This window comes from Caldicellulosiruptor naganoensis, from assembly GCF_026914285.1.
Lineage (GTDB): Bacteria > Bacillota > Thermoanaerobacteria > Caldicellulosiruptorales > Caldicellulosiruptoraceae > Caldicellulosiruptor > Caldicellulosiruptor naganoensis.
Map to the genome: position 1 here is coordinate 1827174 of NZ_CP113864.1, position 26133 is coordinate 1853306.

The following is a 26133-nucleotide window of genomic DNA, read 5'->3' on the forward strand; positions in this document are numbered from 1 at the left end:
TATCACTCCACATACGCCATATACAGTAATTTTAAGTAAGGTATTATCTCCTGAAGTGCGGATAATCTCTCAAATACAGCGGTTTCTTCCTTCTCAATCTGTTGTAATCTATGCCTTTTTATATTTTCAATGCCTAAACTCAGTGCAGCTTCTTTTTTCAAAGAAAATGCTATCTTAAATTTTTCCATTTCTTTGTTTATCTGCTTTATATATTCTTTTCTCATTTCACTAAAATGGTTATATGCTAATTCAATAGCTGTAATTTTTGTCTTTTTCAATAAAGTTTCATCTATATCAATATCTTGAGAAAACTCAAAAGATTCTTTTAATAAAATATCCCATACCGTTTTAGATGTGCCAGGTCTATAGTCACCTTCTAAGTTAATAAATACTGGAAATACTTTGCAATATCGTTGAGTGTTTTTTATGCCAACTTCCCATAATGACCAATAACCTTTTTCATAAATTGTGTTATTTTCCAGTTTAATAACTGGTATTCTTTTTGAAATAGGATATTCCGGAATATTTAATAATTCCTTTATTTTATCATTTTCTAAACTAAGAGTTTCCCCGGAAATATTTAAAATATCTGCTTGATTACCTAATGAGATTTCTTTATATAGGTACATCTTTCGTATATACTCGTCAACTTTGTCTGAAGGCAACTCTGCAAGCAGATTCACACTTAGAACTTTTTCATCCTTAAGAATATCTTTCATTTTATGTAAAATTTCTGTTTTTTCTCTTATCTTATTCTCAATGGAATAAACATATCTTTCCAAATTAGAAGGATTTGATATGGACTTAATATATACTTCTGTAAAATCTATGCCCGCCTCAAAACTATCAAGTATATCACCCATTTTGTCAACTCCAAATTCCTCAAATATTACCTTTAATTTTTCTTCTAAAATTTGTCTCACTCTATTCTCAACAGTGTCTTCAAGGACAAAATTAAACACAAACACATCTTTTTGTTGTCCAATTCTATCAACACGTCCTATTCTTTGTTCTATCTTCATAGGATTCCACGGCATATCATAATTTATGACTATATTACAAAACTGGAGATTTATCCCCTCTCCCCCTGCATCAGTTGAAATTAAAATATCTGCATTTTCTCTAAATTTTGACAATATTTCTTTTCTTTCTTCTATATTCATAGAGCCATTTAATATAACAACATTATACTCCTGACTTGTTAAAATATCATACAAATATTCTTGAGTTTCAATAAACTCAGTAAATATCAAAAACTTTGAATCCTTTTGCTTCATCCTGATTTTAAAGATTAAATCCAACAATGTTTCCGCTTTTGCATCTATAAATTGTGCCTCTGCTTGGTTTGCAACTGAGAGTATATCTTTTAGTTGCGTAATCTCTTTTTTGACATTAAAACTTACAGTTTGAAGTAAGGTCTGTTGCGCATATTCCATAGCAGCATCATAAATTTCCTCAAAATCAATATCTTTATTCAGGAACTCTTGATTTTCTAAAATTTTAATTCGCCTTTCAATATAATCTTTTATTGCTCTTGTGCTACTGGTTACAAGCCTTTGCATCAAAACAAGCAAAAATCCAATGCAATTTTTTTTCTCTTTGATTGCCTGATTATAACCCCTTGCAACATATTCAGTTACTTTTTCATATAACAATTTTTGTAAACTATGTTTCTCTTGCCATTTAATGCTTACAAGTTTTGTATATCTATTTTTAAAAAGCTTATTTCCATTAAAGTCAATAGCTTCTCTTTTTTCAGTTCTTATGATAAAAGGTGCGACTTGTTCCTTAGTTATAGCTTTTTCTGTTGGAAAAGCATCTTGGTCTATGAATCTCATTAATCTTAAAAAAGAATCACTTTTTCCTTGATGAGGTGTAGCTGTTAACAACAAGAGATAGGGACTTGCCACAGCCAATGCCTTACCGAGCTTATATCTTGCCACATTAGAAGTTGCTCCAGCAAGTCTGTGGGCCTCGTCAATCATAATCAAATCCCAATTGGCATTAATCAGATTTAAAAATTTCTGAGTATTAACTTCTTCTATTTTCTCAGCTGTCCAACCAACTCTGCCTTCAATTGGCTTTACTGAATCATGTGAGGATATAACTTGATCAAAAATGGTCCAGATATTTTCTTTATCGTATACTCTCTTTAAAACATCCAAATCTTGGGGTAGGATTATTTTGAAGTCCTCAGAAAATTTTTCTTTCATCTCCTCCTGCCACTGCAATATAAGCCCTTTTGGAGCTAAGATAAGAATTCTTTTTATCAATCCTCTTAGTTTCAATTCCTTCATTATTAGTCCTGCTTCAATAGTTTTACCAAGACCTACCTCATCAGCTAAAACAAATCTCACTTTATCGCTGGATAAAGCTCTTTTCAAAGCATAAATTTGGTGAGGTAATGGCAGAATACTGCCACTTAAGGGTGACAGTATTCCGCCAGAGATTATATTTTTCAACTTAGCAGCATTCAAAATATACTTGAATTCATACACATTAAAATTTACGCTCTCTTCTATGTCTTTATCTGTTACTTCGTAAACCACATTAGAAGATGTATCTAAAACCACATATATTTTATAACCCCATAATTCTTTTATATCCAAAAGTTTTGCATACTTTTTTAAGCTTTTTACATAAACAAAATGAACTTTCTCAATCATTTCTTATTCACCTAATCTTGTCAGAGCATTGTCATAATACATCAAAAGAACTGAATCTTCTTGTAAAACTGACTCTGGAAGTTTTTCAGCCATCTTTACAATTGTTTTATAATCCTTTTTCTGCCATAAATCCTTAAATCCAGCTCTTATTGCTTCTGTTCTGAAAACTTTCAACTTGCCTTTGACATTTAAGTATCCTTCAAATTCTCTCAAAAGATTTTTAGTTCTCAGCTTTTCAAGGTCTGATTGCTTATTAACATCAGGCACATACCATTTACCATTTTCATCTTGTAAGAAGTTTTCTTCAAGTAGTTGTAAAAGCTCTGGTAACTTTTCATGCTTAAACTCGTGCTTAGCTTTCAAAAACTTAGGCTGTAGCTCTTGATAAGTCTGTGGCTGCTTTTCAAGCTCATTTCTTATCCATTGAATTGCACTCTTCTCATCAACAATAACAAATGAAACCTGTTCTTTTAACTCGAGCCTGTATCTTTTTTCTTCATATTTCGGTATTTGGCTTGGAAGAAAGTACATTCCATCCCTTTCTATAAATCTTTCTTCTAAGCCCTTATAAAACTCGGCTGCTCCCATTGGAATGCTCAGACCTCTTTGAACATGATAAGCAACCATTGCATCGTATAACAAATAAGCTTGCCTTTCCGGGATATATTCTAAAACTCCATTATTTTCAACCACAACAGGAAGCTTCTCAAGATGCTGTCTTACAAATTCCCAAACACCTTCTTCTGTTCCCACTTCTAAATAGAACTTCTTTTCAAAGCTTTCTTTTGGTTTATACGCAGAGATTATTAAATCCTGTTTTGTGGCTGTAGTTGTCGTGACTTGTTTAAAACTGCCTTGTTTTTTATCGAGTGCTCTTACATTAGCAATAACAAATCCTGCTCTTAACATTGCTTCTTGAATAGCATTCCATACAGCATTTTTTGTATTGTGAAACTCAACTGTTATCCATCTACCAGGTTTAAGTATTCTATACATTTCTTTAAAGCACTGTTCCATTAATTCTTGGTACTCAGAAAGACCTTTTCCCTGCACTTTGTTTATTATTGCCTCTGTCTTATTGTTGGTAAATACTCTCAGCCATGCCTCCCAAATAAAGTTAAGTTCTGAATATATGAGATTATCTCCATAGGGAGGATCGGTGAAGATATAATCTATGGAGTTTGAAGGAATATACGATAGATCACTAGCGGAACCACATGAAACAATTATATTGAATAGTTTTGTAACCGAATAGTTAAATGTTGAATTTCTAAATTTATTTAATATTAAATCAAATATTGAAGTTTCAAATTTCAATGAAGCTATATAAAGTGTCCCTAAAAGCGGGCCAGCTTGATTTTTATTCCATCTGAATAAATATGACGCTCTTTGTAATATTGAGGTAAATAAAAATAATAATTTTTTTCTTAACCCTTCATTAGTACTCAAGATTTTTTCATACAAACAACTCAAAACCCACAAATTCCTCTTTGTATAAAAATGATGAACATGAGTTATGCCAAAATGTGAACCCTCGCGCCATGTATCCCCCCATTTTTCCCCTTTAAACATCATTTTATCAGTAGGATACCAATACGGAATATCCATCTCTTCTATTTTTTGCAAAAGCTCAAAGTCAAACTTATCAGGTTTTTTTTCAAATCGTTTTCCGTTTACTGAATAGTTTATTAAAACAGGAACCTGTTTTGCCTGAACAATATACTCTTTTAGCGCTTTATCATAAACGGTCACTGTTGCCCTTTCCAAAATAGTCTTTTTCAGCAAAGCGTTACAAAATGGACAATTGAAACTATCTAAAACCTCACCATTTTCCTTATCAACCGCCACATCCCAAAACACAATCTCTTGCCCACAACTTGGGCAAATGAAGACATCAGACCAAACTGTATAATTTATTTTACCTTTAACAAATTCACCATCAATACCCTTTACAGGATTTCCGTTCTCATCAACATGTAAGGTTTCATACATCCAGCCACATTCTTTCTCAACTTCGTCCAGAATCATTTTTGCTTCTTTCTCAAATTCCTCGGGATCAACAGGATTGTTGTAGTTATAAGCTATAAAAGTAGCTGCTGGTGATAAATCACATAAAATTGCCCTTCTTGCTCCCCATTCTATTTTTTTACCTCTTTGTTCAAATTCTTTTTCTAAAGCAAATTTAAACTCTGGGTCGGGATTTTCGCACATTGCCGCTGCTACACCCGTCATGCCCGACCCACAAAATCCATCAAAAACAATATCACCAGGTTTTGTGTAATGCAAAATATATCTCATAATTGCTTTATAAGGAACTTTTGTATGGTAAGAATGAGCATTGTATACAGGGTCGTTTTTCCCCTCAGAGATATCTGCAGTATATGGTTCCACATTATAATCATCTGTTTTTTCGTCATATTTTTTACCGTATCTCTCAATAAAGTCTTTTATAAAGGGATTTGGACAAGCTGTATAATACGGCGGGTCAGAAAGCCTTATTATATCTTCATCATCTGCAATTGGAAAACCTTCAATGTTTCGTACACTATTCAGAATCTCTTTTGTAAGCTTCATCTCAAGTTCCCCCATCAATTTACGATAATTCGTATTTTGTCTTTTGTCTTACCCTTTATCATTGTTTCTATAAATTTTTCCATGGTATCTTTAAATTCGTCAACTGTCATTGGACCTTTTTTAGAAATATAATCTTTTAACTGATTTACATCAAATTCTATTTTGTCAAAACCTTCCATCAGATTGTTAATTGCAGTAATGAAATAAGGCGAAATATCCTCATCAAATTCTCTTTTCTCAAGGAATTTTTCTATTTCCTTTCTTTCTTGTTCTTTCAAAAGCTTTATATTCTCACTAACAACCTTGTCTTCAAGAGCTTTTAAAATTTTGTCCTTTGTCTCATTAACCATAGTATATATATCATCTTCAACCTTTTCTAATAGCATGCTTGCAGACATTCCTTCCTCGTTATTAGGTTTAAACCCACAATGCGGACATACTGGTTGCTTTTTTAAATCCTCTTCTATTAAGCTAAAACATGTCTTTATTGAACTTAATTTCTTCTCAATTTCTTCAAATTTTTGAATGCTGAAAATGTCTTTTATACTTTTTAATCTTCTCAAGTTACTAAACTCTTTGCTTGAAAGTATCTTCTTCTTTTTTTCATCGCCATTTATATCTAATCTACGTTTTTTATGCTTCTCAAAATAAGCTTGTATATATGCTTTTTTAACCGTTTCCAACTTGTTTTTAAAGTCTTTTATGGTAAAATCATCCAACTTATCAATATCTTGTAATATATTGTTCAATTCATCCTTCAAATCTTGAATCATTTTTTTAATTTCGTTCGAGTCAGTAACCAACTCTGCATTCTTGAGATAGTTTACAACATCATCAACTTGCTCTTTAAAATCAAGTGCTTTTTTCACTTTTTCAACCACTTTCAATGCTTTAAACTTCTCTTCTATCTCATCCTTTGAAAAATTAAATGTTTTCAGTCTCGCAATGGTATTATATCTTTTTAGACTATCTAAAAAATTCTTAAAATTACTCAAATCTTCCCTGAACTTTCTCTTTTCACTCTCTGTGAAAACTTCTCTGTCCCATATCAAGATGTTATTGGTCACTCTTTCTGAAATCTGAATAGTGTTTTTAATTAAATTCTCTAATTTACTTTGCATATTAGCAATACCCTGCTCCATCTGCGAGGAATTCTTTATCTGTCCTGGTGGAAGGTCTAAAAGCTCAAATAGTCTTTCAAGTACTTTAATAGGAATCTCCTTTGGTCTTGTAATATACTTAAAGTTTATTAAATTCACAAGATTGGTAGATGCAAGCTCGTCAAGATTACCAGCATTGTACTCTTTACCCTGTTCGCCAATTAAAACAATATCACCAGTGTATATAAGTGCAGCTAAAATCATAACAACAAAGTTTGGTTCAAATTTAAAGTTTTTGTCCACCTCTTCCTCACTATACCACTTTTCAAATATCTCATTTCTATTTATCACTTTACCTGGTGGCAACTTTGCAACTAAATCCGCAAAATACTTTGCATATATAGATTTCTTTGTGGAAATTCTTTCATTTTCAATTAAGCCAAAAGCATCTAAGATTTTCGCAGCAGTATCTGTTTTTTTGCCAGCAATGTAGTTGAGGACTTGTTTTGTAAGTTCACTTAAATTATTTCTTGTAATTGTTATACTGAACTTCGGATATTGTGGGTAGAGTTTGCTAAAATGCTGTGAAAGACAAATAGAAGCCGCCTTATCAACAAGCTCTTTAATTGTCTTGTTGCTGTGAACTCTCCCTTGCAATATTTCAAACATTGATTTTGTTTCACCTTTATAGGTGACATTAAAACAGGTATTTTTGTTGTTATTTATAATTTCCAATATCTCTTTTTCAAACTTGGTTGCCCATTTTAGATACGAATTTCTGCTTGAAGTATCAACACCTTCAGATAGTTCATGGGCTGCAGCATACATTTTTAGCTTTGTTATCAATGTATCGTCATTCAAGGCAAAACTGAAGAAAACCTCATCATCTCTTTTATTATCTTCCCAGTCATTAAATTCATAAAGTCTTGTAAAGTAGATATAAAAATCTCTCGGTGGCTGTGCAGTCGGTCTTTCATTCGGTGTTCCTAAAAATAAATAACCGTGCCTCTCTATGTTTTTATCTTCCCAAATAAGGTCATACTCCCAGATTCTATGTCCTTTAACGTAAGGGGTTGCAGCCTTTTCTTCCCAATTAAGCAGCCTCAATATTATATTGTAGAAATGTCTGTTCACTACATCGTCGTCTATTATCTCAGCCTTTTCCTCAATCTTTGCCATATAATCAATGCCTACTTTGGCAACATCTAAATAATATTGGTTATTTTCTTTGTTATATGAAATGAACTTGTTGTCAACAGTCTTTAATATCTCTTTTATTATAGACTCGATAGTGGTAATCAAAAAATCTTCCTCTTTCTCTGGTAAATCAGGAATATAAAAACACAAATCATCTTTGATATTTTCAATAGTCAATCCCAGCGGTACATGTATGTCACCAGTGGCAAGTCTATAAACACTAAGAGCTTTTATTATTTTAATTGCATAACTCTTGTAAATTCTCTTAGGAAAAGAGTTGTTAATTATGTTTTCCAGAACACTGCTTGCATCAATAACCTGTCTTACGTCAGGATTGGCTCTTGCAGCTGGCATTTCCTTTATAAAGTCCCAATAAGAATCATAAGAAATTATTCCTGTATCATCTTCAGGAATCTCTTCATCTAACAATTTTGAAATGGTTCGGCTGATAGTTTTTAAAATTTCTCTTTGCTCAGCGATAAGCACCTTTTGAAATACATCTATGTAAGAAGGATGTATTGGATAAAGTTCTACAAATTCTTCAAGCCTATCACCCATGTTCTTATACAGATTACTAAATTTTTTTAGATGTTCTCGAATAAGAGCTTTCTGAGTATCATTTTTTTTGAGCAGTCTTTGAGATACAACATATGCAATATCTTCTTTTTTGATAATTATATTCTCAAATCTGTCTTTCACCTGCATTATTTTATCTGAAACATGAGAAAAACTTGAACTGTCAAACAATGATTCCTGAACACCTGCGATTATTCTAACACGTGTGTTTTTACATACTTCACCCAATTCCCTCAAAAATCCCAAATCGAGCCTCAGTTCGTGCTCTTTTCTCGTTCTCAGAAAATCAAGCAATTCATCAATAACAATTAAGTATCCTTTTTCAGGATACTTTTCCTCAAACTTTGCCATCATTTCAATAATTGAATCCTTGTTATTAGAAATTTCATTCATTGATGGAAATGTATAATCAATCCCTCTTCTTTTCAAATCGTTTTCAATGTCTCTTTTTAAAATAATATCTCTCAAACTTGTTGTAACAGAGCCAATTTCTACTCTTACTACTTCAAACTTTCCAGCTATTTTTTCTGCTGCTTTCTTAAATTTTTCATTATTTACATAATCTAATAAATCCTTATCTTCGGCAATAGCCGATATAACTGCCATCAAATGCGACTTACCTGTCCCATAGTTGCCAACAACAAATATTCCTTTATTATCATTAAATTCCTCAAATTGAAGCTGAGGAATGACAATATCACACAAAACCTCAGCCATTGAATCAGATATAACAAAAGTTTTAACTAAAGTTTTCGCCTTTTCCTTTTCATTAGCATCTACAAGTTGAATCAAGGTTTCAATTGGCTCAAAATTTATTACATCTTTATACCTCAAAAACCATCACTCCTCAAGATTTACTACATAACACCCAACATTATCTATCTTATACTTTTTATATTCCTTAGCCTGCGGTGTTGCGTAGATGATATAATTATTTTCAATTCGTGCTCTGAGAGAAGCAATTAGTTTTTTATACTTGCTTGCATTCTTTAAAACTCCAATTGGATCAATTTTCAGATGCTCTTCAAACAGTATGTCAGTATTATCAATAATAAGTGTCTGCTCTTCATTTTTTAATATAATCTCGTCAATTGCTTTGCTTACATGTCTCCACCTTTCGGAAAATGGAATTTCAACCAAATAATTTGCTAACTCAAGATTAAGATTTATATATCTTATCCCAAATGTCGTCGATAATTCTTTCAAAATTTTACTCGTTTGGTTTGGATTTCCACTTATAATAAGAGCAAGTTTGTAATAATATTTATCAAGTTCACCAAGTATCGACTCCCACCCAAGAATTGTTAATACCTCCTATCTAAAGGCATTATGAGCTTTTGGCTTACATTAAAATGTTCTTTGCTAAAATTTATCAACTATAATTATAACACTTTGGTTGATGAAAAGTAAAAACTTTTATTTTTTTGATTAACACGAAAAATAAAAAAAGATGGTAAAAATATGTTCTAAACATCAATATTCTTGAACCAATTATGAACTATTTATGAGTCATCTGAATCTTTCTTTTAAAAATCACTTCACTTTACCCTCTTTAGCCTCTTATTTTCTGTAATCCCAGGAATTCTTCCCCTTTTTGCAATAGGCTTTCCGTCAACTTCTTTTATATCCATCGTCATGTCAATTGGAGGTGCACCAGAAATATAGCTTCCAACGCCAAAAGCATCAGCCCCTGCTTCAGATAAAATCTTTATCTTTTCAGGATAAAGTCCGCCTGAGACAAATATTTTCACATGTGAAAAACCTTCCAAATCAAGCCTTCTTCTCACCTCATACACAAGCTCGGGGGTAACCCCACCTCTTTCACCCGGTGTGTCAAGCCTGATGCCTTGTAGCCTTTCTTTCAATATCCTTGCAACATCCAGTGCCTCTTGTGCTTCGTCCTTAAAGGTGTCAACAAGTATGATGCGAGGTGAGTCTTCTGGAATCACCTTATCATAGGCTACTGCAACATCTTCTGTTGACCCGGCAATCAGTATTGCAGCATGTGGAATTGTTCCCGATGGGGAAATTCCCAATATTTTGGCTGCCAATATGCAGCTTACCCCATCAGCGCCACCCACTTTTGCTGCCCTTTCCATTACAGGCGCAACTGAAGGATGGATGTGGCGCGCACCAAAACACAAAATTGGCTTGTCACCTGCTGCCTGCTTGCATTCACGTGCAGCTGTTGCCCACGCAGATGAGCTTGCAAGAATGCCAAGAATTGGTGTTTCAAATATACCAAACTCTGTGTACTTGCCCTCTATTCTCATCACAACTTCTTTTGCTGAAAAACTTTCTCCTTCCTCTAAGGAGTACACTTTACAATCTATATCTTTTAAAAGATTTAAAACCTCGGGCAGGCCACAAAAAACCCCATCTCTCCTTGCAAAAATCTCAGCCTTCACAACTGCATCTTCTCTTTTGAGATACCTTAATACTTCCAGTGTTTTTATAAAATAAATGTCAGTAGTTAATCCCATCTTTATTTCATCATGCTGTGCAGAGAAAAAAAGTCTGTCCTTATCTGTTTTGAGCTTTTCAACATCTTCAAGTCTGTTAATTCTCATGGACCTGTCTCACTTCCTTTAAAAAAATTTTTTAAAAATTTCAAATTCCTCATCTATCACGTTTGCTTCTACTAAAAGATCTTTGTCTTTCAATATTTCCTCTGTCTTGCCAATTTTTAAAATCTTGTGGTCAGAAGACATAACAATTGTAAAATCAGCAAGCAGCAAAAGCACGTCAAAATGATGAGTTGAGAGAATAATTGTCTTTCCCGCATTTTTCAGCTCGCTCAAAACTTTTGCAATGAATCTTATACTTTTGGGATCAAGATCGTTTGTTGGCTCATCTAAAATAAGAATATCAGGATTGTTTACAAGGATTGATGCAAGTGCTACCTTTTTCTTTTCACCACCGCTTAAAACAAGTATATCACTTTGTAATAAATTCTCAATCCCAAAAAGTTTTGCGATCTCAAAAACCCTTTTTTCTATTTCCTTCTCATCGGCTATGTACTGCCTTGGTCCAAAGGCAATCTCGTCAAACACATTGAGATTAAAAAGTTGTAGGTCAGTATCTTGAAACATATATCCTACTTTCCTATAAAACCCTTCTTCAAATAACCTTTCAAAAGTTGATTTGTCAAGCTTTTTGTCAAAAAAATAAAGCTCCCCTTCAAAGTTAAGTTCTACCCCCGCAAGTATTTTCATAAGCGTGGTCTTGCCACTGCCGTTGCAGCCAATGAGTGCGTATGACTTTCCTTTTTTTATTTCAAAATTTAGGTTATCAAGAATAATTTTATTGTTAATTTTATAGGTCAAATTCTTTGCCGAATAAACGTTCATATCAATATCCTCTCCAAAATTGCTAATATTGATGCCATTAAAAGCGTGAGAATTTCACCTATTCCCATTTTGAATTTATATGTTGTAGAAACACTTTTATTTTTAGAACTATATCCTCGTGTTTTCATTGCAATAAGTGTATTTTCTGAGACATACATACTCTTTACCATTATAACCTTGAGCATTTGTCCTACAAACACTATCTTGTTGGCAGTCTTACCTACTGTCCTTGTCTTTTTTGCAAATAGAATCTGGGTGATTGTTGTAATGAGAATAAAAATATTTCTCAAGGTAAGTTCCACAAACCATGTAAATTCTCTAAATCCCTTAAAAAAAGAAAAAGGCTTAAAAAGCCTATCGATTTTTGAGTTGTAGATTATAACCTCACCTATCATAATTATAATACCCACTTTTAAGCTCTGTAAGACGGTGGGAATGAAATTTTTAGTCAACACCGCGTAAGGAATACCTATTACAAACGTCAAAAGCGGTACAAAACCCCACGAAGAAATTAACAATGCTTTTAAATCTGCTTTTGAAATAAGAGCAATAATAATAATTAGTGCAAATGACAATGCTATAAAATATAAACTTTGTGATGTAGCAACTAAAAAACTAAACCAAATCAAAAATATAAGTTTTGCCCATTCATCAATTTTTGAAAAAGCACTTTTATTTGTTTTAAAGAACCACTGCGAAAGCTTTAAATACTCAGAAATGGATTTTTGTACATAGCTTTCTTTTTCAACATCTATTGCAAAGGTATCTTCGCTCTTTAAAAACTCTGGTAACACTTTATAACTACTTCCTTTCAGCCATTACGAATTTCAAGATATAAAATAGTGCAAATATAACTACAATTCCAATTATTGCGGACAAGATATATCCTATATAATCATTTTTAATAAACTTTACTGTGTAACCGTCAAACAAATCAAATTTGTATATATCAGCATACTTTTTTATTCCTTCTGGCACAAACCCAAGCATCTTTTTTATCTCTTCTTGACTCCACTCTCCAAAAGTAGGGTTTTGAGTCAAAAGCCCAATAGGAGTCAGAAAAGCAAGCACTAAGAGGACCAAAAAAATTCTTCTTATATTGCTTTTATAATTCTTTTGTTTCATTTTAACTTACTACACCCCTTCTTTCTTCAGCATTAATTGCAACAAAATTTTTTAAAGGTGAATAGAGCAGGACTGTCATTGCCGCCTCAACCACTGCTACAACCAAAAGGTGTGGTATCATCATTGCAGGAATGGTGGTCTTTAAATCATACATGAAATACAAAGGCTTTCCTGCTTTTGTAAATAAAAGTGGTTGAAGGCCAAGCTCAATGGCTGTCAAAAGCGCTGCAATGTTCATTGCGAAATAAGACGATATAAATATTCGAACCTTTTCGTTTTTAAGACCTAATTTTTCCAAAAGTTTGCTTATAAGAACCGCAGTTAAAGGTATTGCCACTGCCATGTTAAATATATTTGTCCCAAGCGCCAAAATTCCACCGTCTCTAAAAAGTAGTGCTTGAATAATCAAAACAACACTTGAGGCAACTGTTGAAGCCATTGGTCCAAACAAAAATGTTATAAGCGGTATTCCGGTTATGTGAGCAGAGCTTCCACCGACAACAGGAAAGTTAAACATCATGACTATAAATGTAAAAGCTGATGCAACAGATAACTGAATGTAGGTCTTTTCATCTGCCTGTTTTCTAAATTTGTTAAAAGCATAACCTACTGCAGCTGCTGATACCGCATAAAATGTTGCACACGTCTGAGGACTTAAATAACCATCTGGAATATGCAAATTCAATCAACCTCCTTTAAACTTGAATTTAATTTAATAAATTCAAAGATTAGCCTGCAGAAAATAATAAAAGCCCACTTCAGGTTTTTTTAACCCTTCGTGGGCTCTTTTACGCTTTTTTATATACAGGCATGTCAAACATCCTATTTTTACACTATCTTTTTCCTCTTTGGTAGCAGAGAGGACTATGTTTTTGATTTTATCATATTTCATACAAAAAGTAAAGCAAATATCTTTCTTGGATAGTGTCAAGAGTTTGTAGGGAAATTTTTTATTAAAATACGACTGCATTTAAGAAATCTCCAGTACTTAGGCCTTTCAGTACTCTAAACGTCAAATAAACTTTCCTCTTGCTAAAATTGGCACATTATTCCTCGTCTCTTCAATCTGTTTCTTTATCTTCTTAACATCTTTTCTCACAATTTCTTTCAATATTTTTTCTTCTTTCTCTTCCTTGCTACAAATCTCTTTTAAATATGCTTCTTTCAAGTTTACACCATTATACTTCAAGCTCAATAACTTTACCATCACTTCTGCTCCTTGTTCGCTCCATCCTCTTGGTCTTGAACTCATCCTATCTGCTAATACATGGCTTACATGCCCTTCTGTACTACATCCTTTTATAATCCTATTATCTAACTCTAATACTATATTATCCCAATGATTAGCTATATATCTCCTGCTTTCACTTATCCTCTTCAACGCTCTTTTGTCCCCTCCAGTCTTTTCCATCGCTTTAGCTACCAATCCCTCAAACTTCTCTCTATCCTTATCCCTCAACGCTTCTACTATCCCAGCAAATATATTCTTATCTCCACCGCTTATTTTGATTACCTCTCTCATTAGATGAAACCTGTCTAATACAAATTCTGCACCCACTATCCATTCAAGCCCTTCCTTTATCCATGCCGCTCCATCCCCTAACAAATATATCTTCTCTATCCTCTCCGTTTCATAGTGCTCCTCTATATATTCACTTACTTTTGACCAAAAATCTTCTGGTCTCTCTTTAATACTGCTAAAATAATGCACTCCTTTCAATTCCCTCCTTTTGACAACCCCCTTTTCTCCCTTATATCCCTCATTTATGTACGCAAGCTTCGCTATCTTCCCTTCTCCGTTTTGTAACGAAATATGATCTTCATCTGCCTCTATATAAAGTTCTTTTACCACTTTTTTACTGCCTGCAACTCCTTTTCTATTATGCTCGATTCTATCGAACTGAGCTGCCTCTATCCTCCTCAAAATATTCATTACACTTTGTCTTGCAATTTTCTCTTCTCCTAATACTTCTTTGGCTGCTCTTTCATATGACATCTCTACTACCTTCTCAACTATTGCTGCTTTGACTGCTTTGTCTATTCTTTGGTATTTCTCTATCCCCAAAATTTCATCTGCTAAATACACATACCCTCCCTCTCCTTTATTCTTGTAGTACGTCCTTATATATTCCACATCTCCAAATATTGTCTTTATGCTCCTCTTATCTTTCCTTACAACCTCATACCTTGCCTTCCTCTTCTTTTCATTCCTTACAATCTCATCTACAAGTCCGCATGCCTCTTTTATCATCTCCTTCCCTATCTCATCCATCTTCTCCTTCAATTCCATTGAATACATCGCTATATCCTTCTCTCCTCTTAATATCTCCACTATCCCTTCTCCAAATCTATTTAAAAGTTCCTCTATTTTTGCTATAATATTATCAAACATTTTGCTCCCTCCTTTGGTTTGTTTTTCTTTTCATTTCTCTTCTTCTTTCTTTTTACTCATTATTTTATATCATTCTCTCATTTTTCCCAAGAGGAGGGAGCATTTTTTCCATCTCAAGTCCTATAAATATTTTACACTAAGTCTTTCTTGAATTAGCACACACATGCTTGACAACCCTAAAGGTTGATAATAAAATTAATGAAAATAAGTTTAACAGAAGGGGATGTAGTAGCTTGTTCAGAGAGGTGATAAATACTATTTCGCCATATATCCCTGGAAAACCAATTTCTGAAGTAAAGAGAGAACTGGGACTTGAAAAGGTGATTAAGCTTGCCTCAAATGAAAATCCCTTAGGACCTTCTGAAAATGTTAAAAAAGCAATAAAAGAAAGTTTGGACCACTTAAGTTTCTATCCTGATGGAAACTGTACAGAGCTAAAGTTAAAACTTTCAAAAAAGTTAAATGTAAAGCCTACGCAAATAATGCTCGGTGCTGGTTCTGACGAAATTACTCAGCTTATAGCCAGCATATTTATTAATCCCGGCGATAACTCAATAATGGCAAGACCTTCTTTTCCAAGATACGAAACTGTGACCAAAGTGATGGGCGGTATTCCCATTGAGATTCCTCTAAAAAACCATACTCATGACCTTGAAGAATTCTCCAAACATATAAACGAAAGAACAAGAGTAATATGGATTTGCAACCCCAACAATCCAACAGGTACAATTGTCAAAAAAGATGAGCTCTACAGCTTCATCAAATCTGTACCATCAAACATCGCAGTTGTTGTTGACCAAGCATACAAAGAGTACATCGAAGATCCAGAATATCCAGATGCTACTCAGTGGCTTGATGAATTTAAAAACTTGATTGTGCTTCAGACATTCTCAAAGATTTACGGTCTTGCATCACTTAGAATTGGTTATGCTATATCTTCAGAAGAAATAATTGAAAAGCTAAACAGGGTAAGACCACCTTTTAATGTAAACCATGTAGCGCAGATTGCTGCAATTGCTGCACTTGACGACCAAGAACATATAAAGAAGGCAAAAGAGCTTAATAAAAAGTCTCTTGAATTTTTCTATAAAAGTTTTGAGGAAATGAATCTTCCATATATTAAGTCTTACGGTAACTTTGTAATGGTAGACGTAAAAAAGGATGCAGTTGAGGTTTTTAAAAAGCTCTTGTTAAAAGGAATCATTGTAAGGCCGGGAGATATTTTTGATATGCCAACATATCTTAGAGTAACAACAGGATTGGAGAGTGATAACATGGAATTTATAAAGGCGTTGAGAGAAATTCTGTAAAAGATTTAGGTTTGCAGAACGGTAGCATGGAGATAAAAGAGAACAAACTAAATGGTAGGATGGGGGTATGTAACATGATTATTGTTATGAAAAAAGATTGCAGTCAAACAGAAATTGAAGAGGTTGTAAAACTAATCACCTCGCTTGGGCTTCGCCCACACATCTCTCAAGGTATTGAAAGGACAGTAATTGGTGTTATTGGTGATGAAAGAATACTTTCAGATGTGCCAGTTGAACTTCTTCCTGGAGTTGATAGAATAATTCCAATCTTAGAGAGCTACAAGCTCGCAAGCAGGACATTCAAAAGCGAGCCAACCGTTATAAAAATCAAAGATGTTGAGATTGGTGGAGATACACTTACACTTATTGGTGGTCCTTGTGCAATTGAAAGCTATGAACAGATGTTTGAAGTTGCTGAAAAAATCAAAAAAAGTGGAGCAAAGATACTAAGAGGTGGAGCTTACAAGCCCAGAACATCTCCATATTCGTTCCAGGGTCTTGAAGAAGAAGGTTTGAAAATATTAAAGGAGGCAGCAACAAAGTATGACCTTTTAGTTATAACAGAAGTTATAAGTGAAAATGCTGTTGACAAAGCATACGATTATGTAGACATCTTTCAGATTGGTGCAAGAAATATGCAAAATTTCAATTTACTAAAATATGTAGGAAGACAAGATAAGCCTGTTCTCTTAAAGCGTGGTCTTGCTGCAACAATTGAAGAGTGGCTAAATGCTGCTGAGTATATCTTGAGCGAAGGAAATCCTAATGTAATTCTTTGCGAAAGAGGAATTAGAACCTTTGAGACAGCTACAAGAAATACGCTTGACATATCTGCAATACCAGTTGTGAAGGAAAAGAGCCACTTGCCAATTATTGTAGACCCGAGCCATGCAGCCGGAAAAGCAAAGTATGTTCCAGCACTTTCAAAAGCGGCAATTGCAGCAGGCGCTGATGGGCTTATGATTGAGGTGCATCCAAATCCAAAGCAGGCTTTATCTGATGGTCCACAGTCGATTACACCTGAGGAATTTGACAAGCTTGTAAAAGAAATATCTCAAATTGCTAAATCAATTGGAAAGAGTGTATGAGAAAATGAGAAGAAAGATTCTAATTGTTGGACTTGGCTTGATTGGTGGTTCACTTGCCAAAGTATTTAACAGGTGTGGATTTGAAATCCATGCATTTGATATAAACCACAAGTCAGTTGAAATAGCAATAAAAGATGGAATCGTGAAAGAAAAAATAGAAGACTTAGAGGATGTTGAAGACGAGTATGCCTTTAGCTTCATATGCGTGCCTGTATTAGAAAGTATTGAAATTTTGGAAAAGTTATCGTCAAAGATAAAAAAAGGAATTATTACAGATGTTGGTAGTACAAAAGCTCAAATATGCAGATTTGCATTGCAAAAAGGAATTTCAAACTTCATTGGTGGTCATCCAATGGCTGGTACAGAAAAGATAGGCTATGAAAATTCCTTTGATACTCTTTTTAAAGGAGCATACTATTTTATAACACCGATTGATATAAATTCTAAAAATGAAGTTGAAAAACTAAAAGAACTTATAACCTCGATTGGATGCAGGGTTGAGGAAATTGATTACAATCTTCATGATGCTGTAACAGGCGTAATTTCCCATCTTCCTCATATTGTATCTGCTGGGCTTGTGAATATGTTAAACGAAAATAGTATCTTTTGCAAGTTTGCTGGAGGGGGTTTTAAGGACATTACTCGCATCTCCTCCTCCAGCCCCAAGATGTGGGCAGATATATCATTCTCAAACAAAGAGGTTTTGCTTAAACTTATAAACAAATACATTGAGCTTTTGACAAATTTTAAATCAAATCTTGAATCCAATAGCTACAGCGATGTTTATTCATATTTTGAAAGAGCAAAATCAATAAGAGATAAGATTGTGAGTGATGAAATAAAATGAACGTAAAGATTGAGGGAAGAAGAAAGATAAAAGCAAAGATTAATATTCCACCTGATAAGTCAATTTCACACAGAAGTATAATGATAGGTTCCTTAGCAAGAGGAACAACTGAAGTAGAAAATTTTTTATTTGCTGATGATTGTATAAGCACAATAGAGTGTTTTAAAAAACTTGGAGTAGAAATAGAAACAAAAAACGGCAAGGTTATCGTGAAAGGAAAAAATTATAATTTATCAGCTCCTGAGCAGCAATTATATTGTGGCAATTCCGGTACAACCACAAGACTTTTGCTTGGAATTTTGTCAACACAAGAGTTTGAAGCAATTTTAGATGGTGATAACTCTTTGCGGAAAAGACCTATGAAAAGAGTAACACAACCGTTGAGTCAAATGGGAGCAAATTTTGAGTTTTTAGAAAGAGAAGATTTTCTCCCTATAAAGGTAAAAGGGAAAAATCTCTTAAAACCCATTGATTACATTTTGCCTGTTTCAAGCGCACAAGTAAAATCAGCACTCATTTTTGCAGCTTTAAAAGCAGAGGGAATGAGCATAATAAAAGAAAAGCCAATGTCAAGAAATCACACAGAGCTTATGTTAAAGTCTGCTGGGGCAAATATCAAAACCTCATTTGAAGATAAATTTTACAAAATCGAGGTACTTCCCAGCAGTTTAGAAGCACTCAAAATTAAAGTTCCCTCAGATATCTCCTCTGCTGCATTTTTTATTGTGCTTGCTCTTATCTGTGAAGATAGTGAAGTTATAGTTGAAAATTGTATTTTAAACCATACAAGAACAGGTATAATTGATATCTTAAAACAAATGGGTGCTGATATTAGTATTGAAGATGTTCAAATCCAAAACGGCGAACTTGTTGGAACAATAGTTGCAAAAAGTAGCAGCCTTCAAGGAGTTTCGGTTGATAAAGATGATATCCCACGCATTATAGATGAGATACCTATTTTGGCGGTTGCTGCAGCTTTTGCTGATGGAAAAACCATTATCGACAATGCTTCAGAGCTGAGGGTAAAGGAAAGTGATAGGATAAAAACAACCATTGAGATGCTAAAGAGCTTTGGTGCTGAATGCTATGAGCTTGAAAATGGATTGGAAATCATCGGCTCAAAAAACAAGCTAAAAGCTGGCATTGTTGATTCATATAACGACCACAGAATTGCCATGGCAGGGGCAGTTATGGCATGTGCAGTTGAAGGCGAAAGCACAATTTTAAATGCAGAGTGTGCATCAGTATCTTTTCCAAATTTCTATGAAATACTTTTTGAGCACAGTAGAAAGGAGTAAATCCTTCCTACTGTGCTATTTTTTCTTTTCCTCTTTTTCAGGCGTACATTTTTAAACTACAAGTTTTTTAATTCTGTTAATAAACTCTAAAAACACAATCCCTGGCTCTTCAAGTTCAGAGAACCATCTTTTTACCCATTCAAGCGAAATATACCCCTGGTAACTATCTTTGAGCAGTAAATTAATAGCCTTTTCAATAGGAATATCTCCCTCACCTATCATCTTAAATATAAGTTTGCTGCCTTCTTTTATTGAATCCTTTACATGAACGTGTTTTATATAACCCTTTAAATTGCCATATGTGTACTCTATATCCTCATTAAAAAACCTAAAGGGGTGGTGAATATCCCAAACAACCCCAACATTTTGATAAGGCACCTTCTCAAGTAAAGCTGCAAGCTTTTTAGAATCAGCCCATACACCATTTGTTTCAATCAAAACATCAACATTGTAATTTTCTGCTATCTTACATAAGATGGTTAGCATTTCCTTTACAAATTCTTCATCTATGTCTTTCGCAGGAGTTATCCACTCATCTCCTAAGACTCTTATGTATTTGCAACTAAGCTCTTTTGCTAACCTCATATGTTTTTCTGCCACCTCGATTGTGACATCTTTGGCCTTTTTGTCAAAAAGATAACAAGACGTTGAAATACAAGAAATCTCCAAACCCAGGTCATCTAATCTCTTTTTTGTAAGTTTTAAATTGTCACCAACAAAAGGAAATGTTTTATAAACCTCAAGCTCATCACATATTCCCCTAAGTTCAATACCATCATATCCAAAGTCCTTTGCAGTTGCAACTATTTCATCCCATGTAAAATTTGGGCAACCCACAGTTGAAAAGCTAATCTTCATCTACAAATTTATCCTCCCTTTAAAGTGCTGTTTTTAATATTTTACACTATTGTTTTTGATATGAAAAGAAAAGGTTAATTTCTTATTGACATTTGAATTTGAAGAAATTTATAATTAAACTAAAGTCGTTTTTTAGGAGTGAAATATGTTGAAGGATATCTTCATAGACGATTTCCAATATGTAGTTGATGAGTTGTTAATAAGAAACAAAAGTATACTTGATAGTCTTACTAAATTCTCTGAATCAGCAGCAAGGGTCAACCGAAGTATAATAAAGTCTGTCACAAACTGCGGATGTATAAGAATAAACGCTAAAAAACAAGAGATTCCAATAGATGTAAGTCTCAAAGAAGCTAAAAAGTATTTAAAGACTCATGTAGAAGGTAAGCTTTGTGAAAATTGCAGGGATTTGATTGAAAAAGAGATCGGAAGTACACTATTTTACTTAGCATCAATCTGCAATACCTTGGATTTGAATCTTTATGACATTGTACTGAAAGAAATCGAGAGAATGAGGACACTTGGTGAGTTTAACTTAAGATAAGCTGAAGAGAAATGTAATAAAGAAAATACAAAAGCCGCCATATTTTGCACAAAATATGGCGGCTTTAAAAGTAAAAGGAGTGAAATAGAATGTCGGATGAGTACAACGAAATACACACTCTTGCTCAAAACAAACTTATCATATTATTTTTCCTAAACAGGATTAGCATTCCTATTTCAACTCAGCAACTTGATGAATTTATTCTCTCAACAAAGTATATGAACTTTTTCGAATATCAGCAATACCTAAAAGAACTTGAAGCTCAAAAGCTCATACATAGATATGACGATGAGCTTAGGACATACATAGAAATTTCTCAAAGTGGTAAAAACGTATTAGAGATACTTCTTAACCTTGTTCCCAAAACTACACTTGATGAAATTGAAGAGTACATAAAGAAAAACTATAGAAAGATTAAGCTCAATACTGAAGTTTATTCTGACTACAAGATAATCAACCCAAACGAATACTTGGTTGTATGTTCCCTGCGGGAAGGAAATAGTATACTATTTGAAGTAAAAGTAAATGTACCTCATGTAGAGATTGCGAAAAGAATCTGTCGAAACTGGAATAAAAACGCTGAAACAGTCTACAGACTTCTTTTTGAGAATTTAGCTAAAAACCACGAAGAGTCTTCGCAAGAGTAGACAAAAATAAAAGCGAGTCTTTTAAGACTCGCTTATTATTTTCGGAATTGGTGGGCCCTTAGGGACTCGAACCCCAGACCGACCGGTTATGAGCCGGCTGCTCTACCAGCTGAGCTAAAGGCCCTTTAAAAAATTGGCTCCCCGGGTAGGATTCGAACCTACGACCCTCCGGTTAACAGCCGGATGCTCCACCGCTGAGCTACCGAGGAACCTCTTATTGTTTTATTTTTCTCGTCACCGGCGTCTTTCTCTCACGCCGTTGACATTATTTATTATACTTATAAAAGATTTTTTGTCAATATGCTTTTTTGAAAATTTTATTGGAATTATCTGGATAATATTTTGACCTTTTAAAATCTTTGTTCACCTTTTTAAAACTCTATGAAAGAAGTATAATTAAAGTACTATGTAGTAAAAATGAAAATACAAACAGCAAAAGATACTTTTATAAAGGTGAGATACATGGTAAGATGTGCAAAGTTCTCTGACCTGCCTCAGGTTGCTGAAATTTTCAGAGAAGCTTTTAGTGACAGCATAGAATTTTATTTTAACAATAGAATTAAAAACTCTGCCATTGAAGACATATTCAAAGTAGTTCTTCTTGCAGAACCTCATGGTTTTTTGGTGTACGAAGACAAAGAAAATAAAAAAATTGCTGGATATATCTGTGTAGTAAAAGATATAAGAAAAGTATGGTTAGTAGCTGTTTTGTCTTTGTCTGTCTTTAAATGGGTAATTAAATGGATATTCGGCCTTTATGGATTTGGCATAAAACCCATCTGGAAGATACTTTCTAACAAACTTGATTTCTTTAAGTTTCAAACAAAATACGCAAGCGGTATTAGCGCTCAAATTCTCTCAATTGGCACACGCAAATCGTATAGAGGGAAAAATATTGGAACAAAACTTGTTGAAGCAGGACTAAATTTTCTAAAATCAAAAGGAGTAAAACAAGTCAAATTAGAAGTAAGACCAGATAACCTGCCTGCAATAAAGCTCTACAAAAAATTTGGCTTTTACCAGATAGGAATGTCACAAGACCCACAAGGTAAATGGATTGTCATGAAGAAGGACCTTTAGAAAAATCCAAGGGGCTGGCGAAAAGTTTCTCTCCAGCCCCTTAAACAATACTTTTTTAAGAACTTCACATTGAAATCATCTGAACATTGTTCTGAATTGTCTGGACATCTCTTTGGTCCTTTGATATATCATCTTGCTTTGCCATCTCAACAGGATACCACCCTTTTTGAGATAGAAAATCAAATATCTGCTTTTGATGGTCAAATACTCTATTTAAAATTGACATAGTTTCTTTTCTTAGAGCATTGTTGGAGCTTTCCAAAATCAAGTTTGTAAGTGCCATTGCTTGAAGCTTCATAGCGTTCAAAAGTGAAAAGGCAATGTCTCTATCTGACAATGTCTTCATACTCACTTCACCCCTTCTTTGTTATTGAATGTTTGGATTTTCAATAAACCTTGACAAAATAGCTATGTCACTTTTGCAGTGGTTTACACACTGCTGGCAAAGGTTTTTGAGAGAGATGTCTGTAATTTGGTCAGAAACCCCTGCGATGAAATTGATTGAGTTTTGCTTCATCTTAATATTGTCTTCTAAGAATATGAGTTCTTTTGCACTTATGTTTGCCACGTGCTTCTACCTCCCTTTTTATGAGAATTAAAATTCTATTAAGTTACATATTTATTTTTGCTATCATGAGATTTTTTTATTCAAATAAGTAAAATCCCATTTTTTTCATTAAATAAGGAGTAATTTTATTTGTTATTGGCAATTTATTCTTTTTTTGAAATTGATAAATTGCTGCCTCCATTGCAAGACCATACTTCCCATCAACATCGCCATGATAAAAACCAAGATCTTTGAGCCGTCTCTGCACGGCCATCACATCTTCACCTGTGTCTCCAGGAAAGATTGTTCTGAAACCATTTCTAAATTCACCATATGCACCTTCCGAAATTACAACAGTTGTGCCAAGAGGTATATATGAAAATAACTCTTTTACATCGTCATTTCGCATCCTTACACACCTTTTGCTAACATGTGCACTAATATAACTTTCGTATATTGTTCCATGAATACCATATTTGCCATGCCGCACATTCAGGCCCATCCACCTTCCCCCAAAACCTTCACCCCAGTACGATTTTGAAATTATCCTAAATGTTCCAACTGGAGTTGGAGTTGAAGGCTTCCCAGGAGAAATGGGGTATGATTTGTATAATACTCCATTTTTAAATACATAAAGTTTGCTATTATCGATAGAAACAAAGATTAAATACGGATTTGCAAAATGTTGAGAGATTGCCGAGATGAAAGTAAGACAAATTAAAGTTCCTGTTATTAAAGCTATTGCCAATGACCTTTTATTTTTTACTTTTCCTTTCATTTTGCATACAATAGAGTTTTATCATTATCAGTAAATATAGTATATGCACTTGGTCCTAATAATATTAAAAGGGGCCCCATTATGCTAACTTAGGCCCCCTTCTTCTGAAAGCTTCTTTGCTAACACATACACTCTGAATGATCTTCTTTACTTGAAAGTTTCACAATCTTATTATTTTCATTCACAAATACAATCTTTGGTTTATGTTCTCTATACTCTTCCATCGTAAGCAAGCAATAAGCCATTATAATAATTTTATCTCCAACCTGCACCAAGCGAGCAGCTGCACCATTTAAGCAAATTGTTCCACTTCCTCTTTCTCCTTTTATAACATAAGTTTCGAATCTCTCACCGTTGTTTATGTTAACAACCTGAACTTTTTCATTTTCTAATATTCCTGCAGCTTCCATCAGTTCTTCGTCAATTGTAATGCTTCCTATATAATTCAGATTAGCCTCTGTAACGGTTACCCTGTGTATCTTGGATTTTAAAACCTCAATCAGCATTCTTCTATCATACCTCCACAACCATATTGTCGATAAGTCTGGTTGTTCCAACAAATACTGCCAATGCTATCAAAACCTTGCCTTTAACCTCTGAAATCACTTCAAAAGTCTCATAGTTTACAAATTCAATATAATCAATCCTCGTATACTTTTCCTTTAAAATCAAATCTTCCATTGCCTTTTTTAGCTTTAAAACATCTCTTTCGCCCTTTTCAATCAGATCCTTTGCTAAATTTAAAGATTTGTACAAAACTGTTGCTGACTTTCTCTCATCATCAGAAAGATACACATTCCGTGAACTCATTGCAAGTCCATCTTCTTCACGCACAATCGGGCATGGAACAATCTCAATATCTAAATTCAGGTCCTTTACCATCTGCTTAATGACTGCAAGTTGCTGTGCATCCTTTTGCCCAAAATATGCCCTATCAGGGTTTACAATGTTAAAAAGCTTTAGCACAACAGTTGCAACACCATCAAAATGCCCTGGCCTTGACTTGCCACACATAATATCTGTTATATTCTTGACGGATACAACTGTTTTAAAGTCATCTGGATACATTTCTTTTACTGAGGGATAGAAGACATAATCTAACCCTTCTTTCTCAGCCAAATTTTTGTCTCTCTCAAAATCACGAGGATATCTGTCATAGTCTTCATTTGGTCCAAATTGAATTGGATTTACAAAAATGCTCATAACTGTTATATCATTTTCACTTTTTGATTTCCTGACCAGGCTCAAATGTCCTTCATGTAAATATCCCATTGTTGGAACAAATCCTATTGTCTTGCCTTCCTTTTTAAGCTTTTTGACAATATCCTTCATTTCTTGAATTTTCTCAACCACAACCATCAGTAACTATGCTCCTTTCCTGGAAATTCTCCTTTTTTGACCTCTTCAATATACTTAGAAACAGCATCTTTAATTATACTACCAATCTCAGCATATCTTTTTACAAACTTTGGTTTGAAGTCTTCATACATGCCGAGCATATCATAGCACACAAGTACCTGCCCATCGCAATAAGGACCTGCACCAATGCCAATTACGGGTACTTTAACACTTTCTTGAACCTGTTTTGCAACCATTGCTGGAACCTTTTCAAGCACAATCGCAAAAACACCTACCTCTTCAAGCTTTTTTGCATCTTCGATTAGCTTTTTTGCTTCTTTTTCCTCTTTTGCACGAAGCTCATACCCACCAAATACATTTACAGACTGAGGTGTAAGTCCTAAATGCCCCATAACAGGAATCTGAGCTCTAAGCACAGCTTCTATTTTGTCTAAAACATCATCGCACCCTTCCATCTTGACTGCATATGCACCAGCCCTAATTAACCTTCCAGCATTCCTTACAGCTTCTTCAGGTGTTGTATGATAGGACAAAAATGGCATGTCCGCAACAACCATCGCGTACCTTGTTCCCCTTGCAACAGCCTTTACATGGTGTTCCATATCATCCATGGTAACTGGAATTGTCGAATCATATCCAAGAATTACCATACCAAGTGAATCACCAACAAGCAAGATGTCAACCATACAGCTGTCAAATAGCTTTGCAAATGTGTAATCATAAGCTGTGAGCATGGTAATCTTTTCGCCCTTTTGCTTTTTTTCAAGCAATAATTTTGTTGTAACCTTGTTCATAAT

At 34.1% G+C, this 26133-nt stretch carries 23 protein-coding genes, 2 tRNA genes and 1 pseudogene; 7 read left to right on the top strand and 19 right to left on the bottom strand.

Going from position 1 to position 26133, the window contains the following annotated elements; genetic code table 11:
• Positions 1 to 2: 2 nt before the first annotated feature.
• The 10 genes and pseudogenes from OTJ99_RS09160 to OTJ99_RS09205 all read right to left on the bottom strand — a co-directional run bounded on the left by OTJ99_RS09160 (position 3) and on the right by OTJ99_RS09205 (position 14980).
• On the bottom strand, positions 3 to 2609 hold the full coding sequence (locus tag OTJ99_RS09160; RefSeq protein WP_235374790.1) for a DEAD/DEAH box helicase: 2607 nt from the start codon (positions 2607 to 2609) through the stop codon (positions 3 to 5).
• A 60-nt stretch (positions 2610 to 2669) separates the two neighbouring features.
• Positions 2670 to 5240 carry a DNA methyltransferase gene (locus tag OTJ99_RS09165; protein WP_045165890.1) on the bottom strand — a complete coding sequence of 857 codons (2571 nt, stop codon included), beginning with the start codon at positions 5238 to 5240 and terminating at the stop codon, positions 2670 to 2672.
• A 14-nt stretch (positions 5241 to 5254) separates the two neighbouring features.
• The gene (locus OTJ99_RS09170) at positions 5255 to 8947 is read right to left on the bottom strand and encodes a DUF6079 family protein (RefSeq protein WP_045165709.1); all 3693 of its coding nucleotides are present in this window, start codon (positions 8945 to 8947) and stop codon (positions 5255 to 5257) included.
• A gap of 6 nt (positions 8948 to 8953) precedes the next feature.
• Positions 8954 to 9415, bottom strand: a complete 462-nt coding sequence (gene brxF, locus OTJ99_RS09175; protein ID WP_045165708.1) for a BREX-3 system P-loop-containing protein BrxF — start codon at positions 9413 to 9415, stop codon at positions 8954 to 8956.
• Positions 9416 to 9651: 236 nt separating this feature from the next.
• Positions 9652 to 10683 carry a nicotinate phosphoribosyltransferase gene (locus OTJ99_RS09180; RefSeq protein ID WP_045165707.1) on the bottom strand — a complete coding sequence of 344 codons (1032 nt, stop codon included), beginning with the start codon at positions 10681 to 10683 and terminating at the stop codon, positions 9652 to 9654.
• A gap of 18 nt (positions 10684 to 10701) precedes the next feature.
• Positions 10702 to 11463, bottom strand: a complete 762-nt coding sequence (locus OTJ99_RS09185; protein ID WP_045165706.1) for an energy-coupling factor ABC transporter ATP-binding protein — start codon at positions 11461 to 11463, stop codon at positions 10702 to 10704.
• Positions 11460 to 12257 (bottom strand): CbiQ family ECF transporter T component, encoded by a 798-nt coding sequence (locus OTJ99_RS09190; RefSeq protein ID WP_045165705.1) that lies wholly within the window; start codon positions 12255 to 12257, stop codon positions 11460 to 11462. The genes OTJ99_RS09185 and OTJ99_RS09190 overlap by 4 nt, the downstream gene beginning before the upstream one ends.
• A 7-nt stretch (positions 12258 to 12264) precedes the next feature.
• The gene (locus OTJ99_RS09195; protein WP_052671498.1) at positions 12265 to 12588 is read right to left on the bottom strand and encodes a PDGLE domain-containing protein; all 324 of its coding nucleotides are present in this window, start codon (positions 12586 to 12588) and stop codon (positions 12265 to 12267) included.
• A gap of 1 nt (position 12589) precedes the next feature.
• Positions 12590 to 13273 carry an energy-coupling factor ABC transporter permease gene (locus OTJ99_RS09200; RefSeq protein ID WP_269015331.1) on the bottom strand — a complete coding sequence of 228 codons (684 nt, stop codon included), beginning with the start codon at positions 13271 to 13273 and terminating at the stop codon, positions 12590 to 12592.
• Between the two features lie 268 nt (positions 13274 to 13541).
• Positions 13542 to 14980 (bottom strand): annotated as a pseudogene (locus tag OTJ99_RS09205) (ISLre2 family transposase).
• Positions 14981 to 15213: 233 nt separating this feature from the next.
• On the opposite strand from OTJ99_RS09205, the gene hisC reads away from it, so the two are divergent.
• From hisC to aroA, 4 genes are all read left to right on the top strand, one after another.
• Positions 15214 to 16290 carry a histidinol-phosphate transaminase gene (gene hisC, locus OTJ99_RS09210; RefSeq protein WP_045165701.1) on the top strand — a complete coding sequence of 359 codons (1077 nt, stop codon included), beginning with the start codon at positions 15214 to 15216 and terminating at the stop codon, positions 16288 to 16290.
• Between the two features lie 74 nt (positions 16291 to 16364).
• Entirely contained in the window at positions 16365 to 17378 is a 1014-nt protein-coding gene (gene aroF / locus OTJ99_RS09215) for a 3-deoxy-7-phosphoheptulonate synthase (protein WP_045165700.1), read from the top strand.
• Between the two features lie 4 nt (positions 17379 to 17382).
• Entirely contained in the window at positions 17383 to 18225 is an 843-nt protein-coding gene (locus tag OTJ99_RS09220) for a prephenate dehydrogenase (protein ID WP_045165699.1), read from the top strand.
• Positions 18222 to 19523: a 3-phosphoshikimate 1-carboxyvinyltransferase gene (gene aroA, locus OTJ99_RS09225; RefSeq protein ID WP_045165698.1), complete on the top strand. Its 1302-nt coding sequence runs from the start codon at positions 18222 to 18224 to the stop codon at positions 19521 to 19523. The genes OTJ99_RS09220 and aroA overlap by 4 nt, the downstream gene beginning before the upstream one ends.
• 51 nt (positions 19524 to 19574) lie before the next feature.
• Here the strand turns inward: aroA and OTJ99_RS09230 are convergent, their stop codons facing one another.
• Entirely contained in the window at positions 19575 to 20381 is an 807-nt protein-coding gene (locus tag OTJ99_RS09230; RefSeq protein ID WP_045165697.1) for a sugar phosphate isomerase/epimerase family protein, read from the bottom strand.
• A 145-nt stretch (positions 20382 to 20526) separates the two neighbouring features.
• On the opposite strand from OTJ99_RS09230, the gene OTJ99_RS09235 reads away from it, so the two are divergent.
• Both OTJ99_RS09235 and OTJ99_RS09240 read left to right on the top strand, forming a co-directional pair.
• A complete protein-coding gene (locus tag OTJ99_RS09235) occupies positions 20527 to 20925 on the top strand; it encodes a nucleoside triphosphate pyrophosphohydrolase family protein (protein WP_083943547.1) in 399 nt (132 codons plus the stop codon).
• A gap of 89 nt (positions 20926 to 21014) precedes the next feature.
• Entirely contained in the window at positions 21015 to 21572 is a 558-nt protein-coding gene (locus OTJ99_RS09240) for a DUF4364 family protein (protein ID WP_045165696.1), read from the top strand.
• A gap of 48 nt (positions 21573 to 21620) precedes the next feature.
• On the opposite strand, the gene OTJ99_RS09245 is transcribed toward OTJ99_RS09240, so the two are convergent.
• Positions 21621 to 21696 (bottom strand) — tRNA-Ile (locus OTJ99_RS09245).
• 10 nt (positions 21697 to 21706) lie between these two features.
• Positions 21707 to 21781 (bottom strand) — tRNA-Asn (locus OTJ99_RS09250).
• Positions 21782 to 22034: 253 nt separating this feature from the next.
• Here OTJ99_RS09250 and OTJ99_RS09255 point away from each other — a divergent pair.
• Positions 22035 to 22652 (top strand): GNAT family N-acetyltransferase, encoded by a 618-nt coding sequence (locus OTJ99_RS09255; protein ID WP_045165887.1) that lies wholly within the window; start codon positions 22035 to 22037, stop codon positions 22650 to 22652.
• A 64-nt stretch (positions 22653 to 22716) separates the two neighbouring features.
• Here the strand turns inward: OTJ99_RS09255 and OTJ99_RS09260 are convergent, their stop codons facing one another.
• The 6 genes from OTJ99_RS09260 to panB form a co-directional block, all read right to left on the bottom strand.
• Positions 22717 to 22998, bottom strand: a complete 282-nt coding sequence (locus OTJ99_RS09260; protein WP_045165695.1) for a spore coat protein — start codon at positions 22996 to 22998, stop codon at positions 22717 to 22719.
• A 21-nt stretch (positions 22999 to 23019) separates the two neighbouring features.
• A complete protein-coding gene (locus tag OTJ99_RS09265) occupies positions 23020 to 23220 on the bottom strand; it encodes a hypothetical protein (RefSeq protein ID WP_045165694.1) in 201 nt (66 codons plus the stop codon).
• Positions 23221 to 23296: 76 nt separating this feature from the next.
• Positions 23297 to 23947 carry a L,D-transpeptidase family protein gene (locus OTJ99_RS09270; protein WP_269015332.1) on the bottom strand — a complete coding sequence of 217 codons (651 nt, stop codon included), beginning with the start codon at positions 23945 to 23947 and terminating at the stop codon, positions 23297 to 23299.
• A 149-nt stretch (positions 23948 to 24096) separates the two neighbouring features.
• Positions 24097 to 24483, bottom strand: a complete 387-nt coding sequence (gene panD / locus OTJ99_RS09275; RefSeq protein ID WP_045165691.1) for an aspartate 1-decarboxylase — start codon at positions 24481 to 24483, stop codon at positions 24097 to 24099.
• Positions 24484 to 24490: 7 nt separating this feature from the next.
• The gene (panC, locus tag OTJ99_RS09280) at positions 24491 to 25336 is read right to left on the bottom strand and encodes a pantoate--beta-alanine ligase (RefSeq protein WP_045165690.1); all 846 of its coding nucleotides are present in this window, start codon (positions 25334 to 25336) and stop codon (positions 24491 to 24493) included.
• Positions 25336 to 26130 (bottom strand): 3-methyl-2-oxobutanoate hydroxymethyltransferase, encoded by a 795-nt coding sequence (panB, locus tag OTJ99_RS09285; RefSeq protein ID WP_045165689.1) that lies wholly within the window; start codon positions 26128 to 26130, stop codon positions 25336 to 25338. The genes panC and panB overlap by 1 nt, the downstream gene beginning before the upstream one ends.
• Positions 26131 to 26133: the final 3 nt, after the last annotated feature.

Excerpts from the sequence above, each read along its gene's own strand:
- OTJ99_RS09165 (WP_045165890.1), bottom strand. The coding sequence starts at position 5,240 with ATGAAGCTTACAAAAGAGATTCTGAATAGTGTACGAAACATTGAAGGT.
- OTJ99_RS09180 (WP_045165707.1), bottom strand. The coding sequence starts at position 10,683 with ATGAGAATTAACAGACTTGAAGATGTTGAAAAGCTCAAAACAGATAAG.
- OTJ99_RS09185 (WP_045165706.1), bottom strand. The coding sequence starts at position 11,463 with ATGAACGTTTATTCGGCAAAGAATTTGACCTATAAAATTAACAATAAA.
- OTJ99_RS09195 (WP_052671498.1), bottom strand. The coding sequence starts at position 12,588 with ATGAAACAAAAGAATTATAAAAGCAATATAAGAAGAATTTTTTTGGTC.
- aroF (WP_045165700.1), top strand. The coding sequence starts at position 16,365 with ATGATTATTGTTATGAAAAAAGATTGCAGTCAAACAGAAATTGAAGAG.
- OTJ99_RS09220 (WP_045165699.1), top strand. The coding sequence starts at position 17,383 with ATGAGAAGAAAGATTCTAATTGTTGGACTTGGCTTGATTGGTGGTTCA.
- aroA (WP_045165698.1), top strand. The coding sequence starts at position 18,222 with ATGAACGTAAAGATTGAGGGAAGAAGAAAGATAAAAGCAAAGATTAAT.
- OTJ99_RS09230 (WP_045165697.1), bottom strand. The coding sequence starts at position 20,381 with ATGAAGATTAGCTTTTCAACTGTGGGTTGCCCAAATTTTACATGGGAT.
- OTJ99_RS09235 (WP_083943547.1), top strand. The coding sequence starts at position 20,527 with ATGTTGAAGGATATCTTCATAGACGATTTCCAATATGTAGTTGATGAG.
- OTJ99_RS09240 (WP_045165696.1), top strand. The coding sequence starts at position 21,015 with ATGTCGGATGAGTACAACGAAATACACACTCTTGCTCAAAACAAACTT.
- OTJ99_RS09255 (WP_045165887.1), top strand. The coding sequence starts at position 22,035 with ATGGTAAGATGTGCAAAGTTCTCTGACCTGCCTCAGGTTGCTGAAATT.
- OTJ99_RS09260 (WP_045165695.1), bottom strand. The coding sequence starts at position 22,998 with ATGAAGACATTGTCAGATAGAGACATTGCCTTTTCACTTTTGAACGCT.
- panD (WP_045165691.1), bottom strand. The coding sequence starts at position 24,483 with ATGCTGATTGAGGTTTTAAAATCCAAGATACACAGGGTAACCGTTACA.
- panC (WP_045165690.1), bottom strand. The coding sequence starts at position 25,336 with ATGGTTGTGGTTGAGAAAATTCAAGAAATGAAGGATATTGTCAAAAAG.
- panB (WP_045165689.1), bottom strand. The coding sequence starts at position 26,130 with ATGAACAAGGTTACAACAAAATTATTGCTTGAAAAAAAGCAAAAGGGC.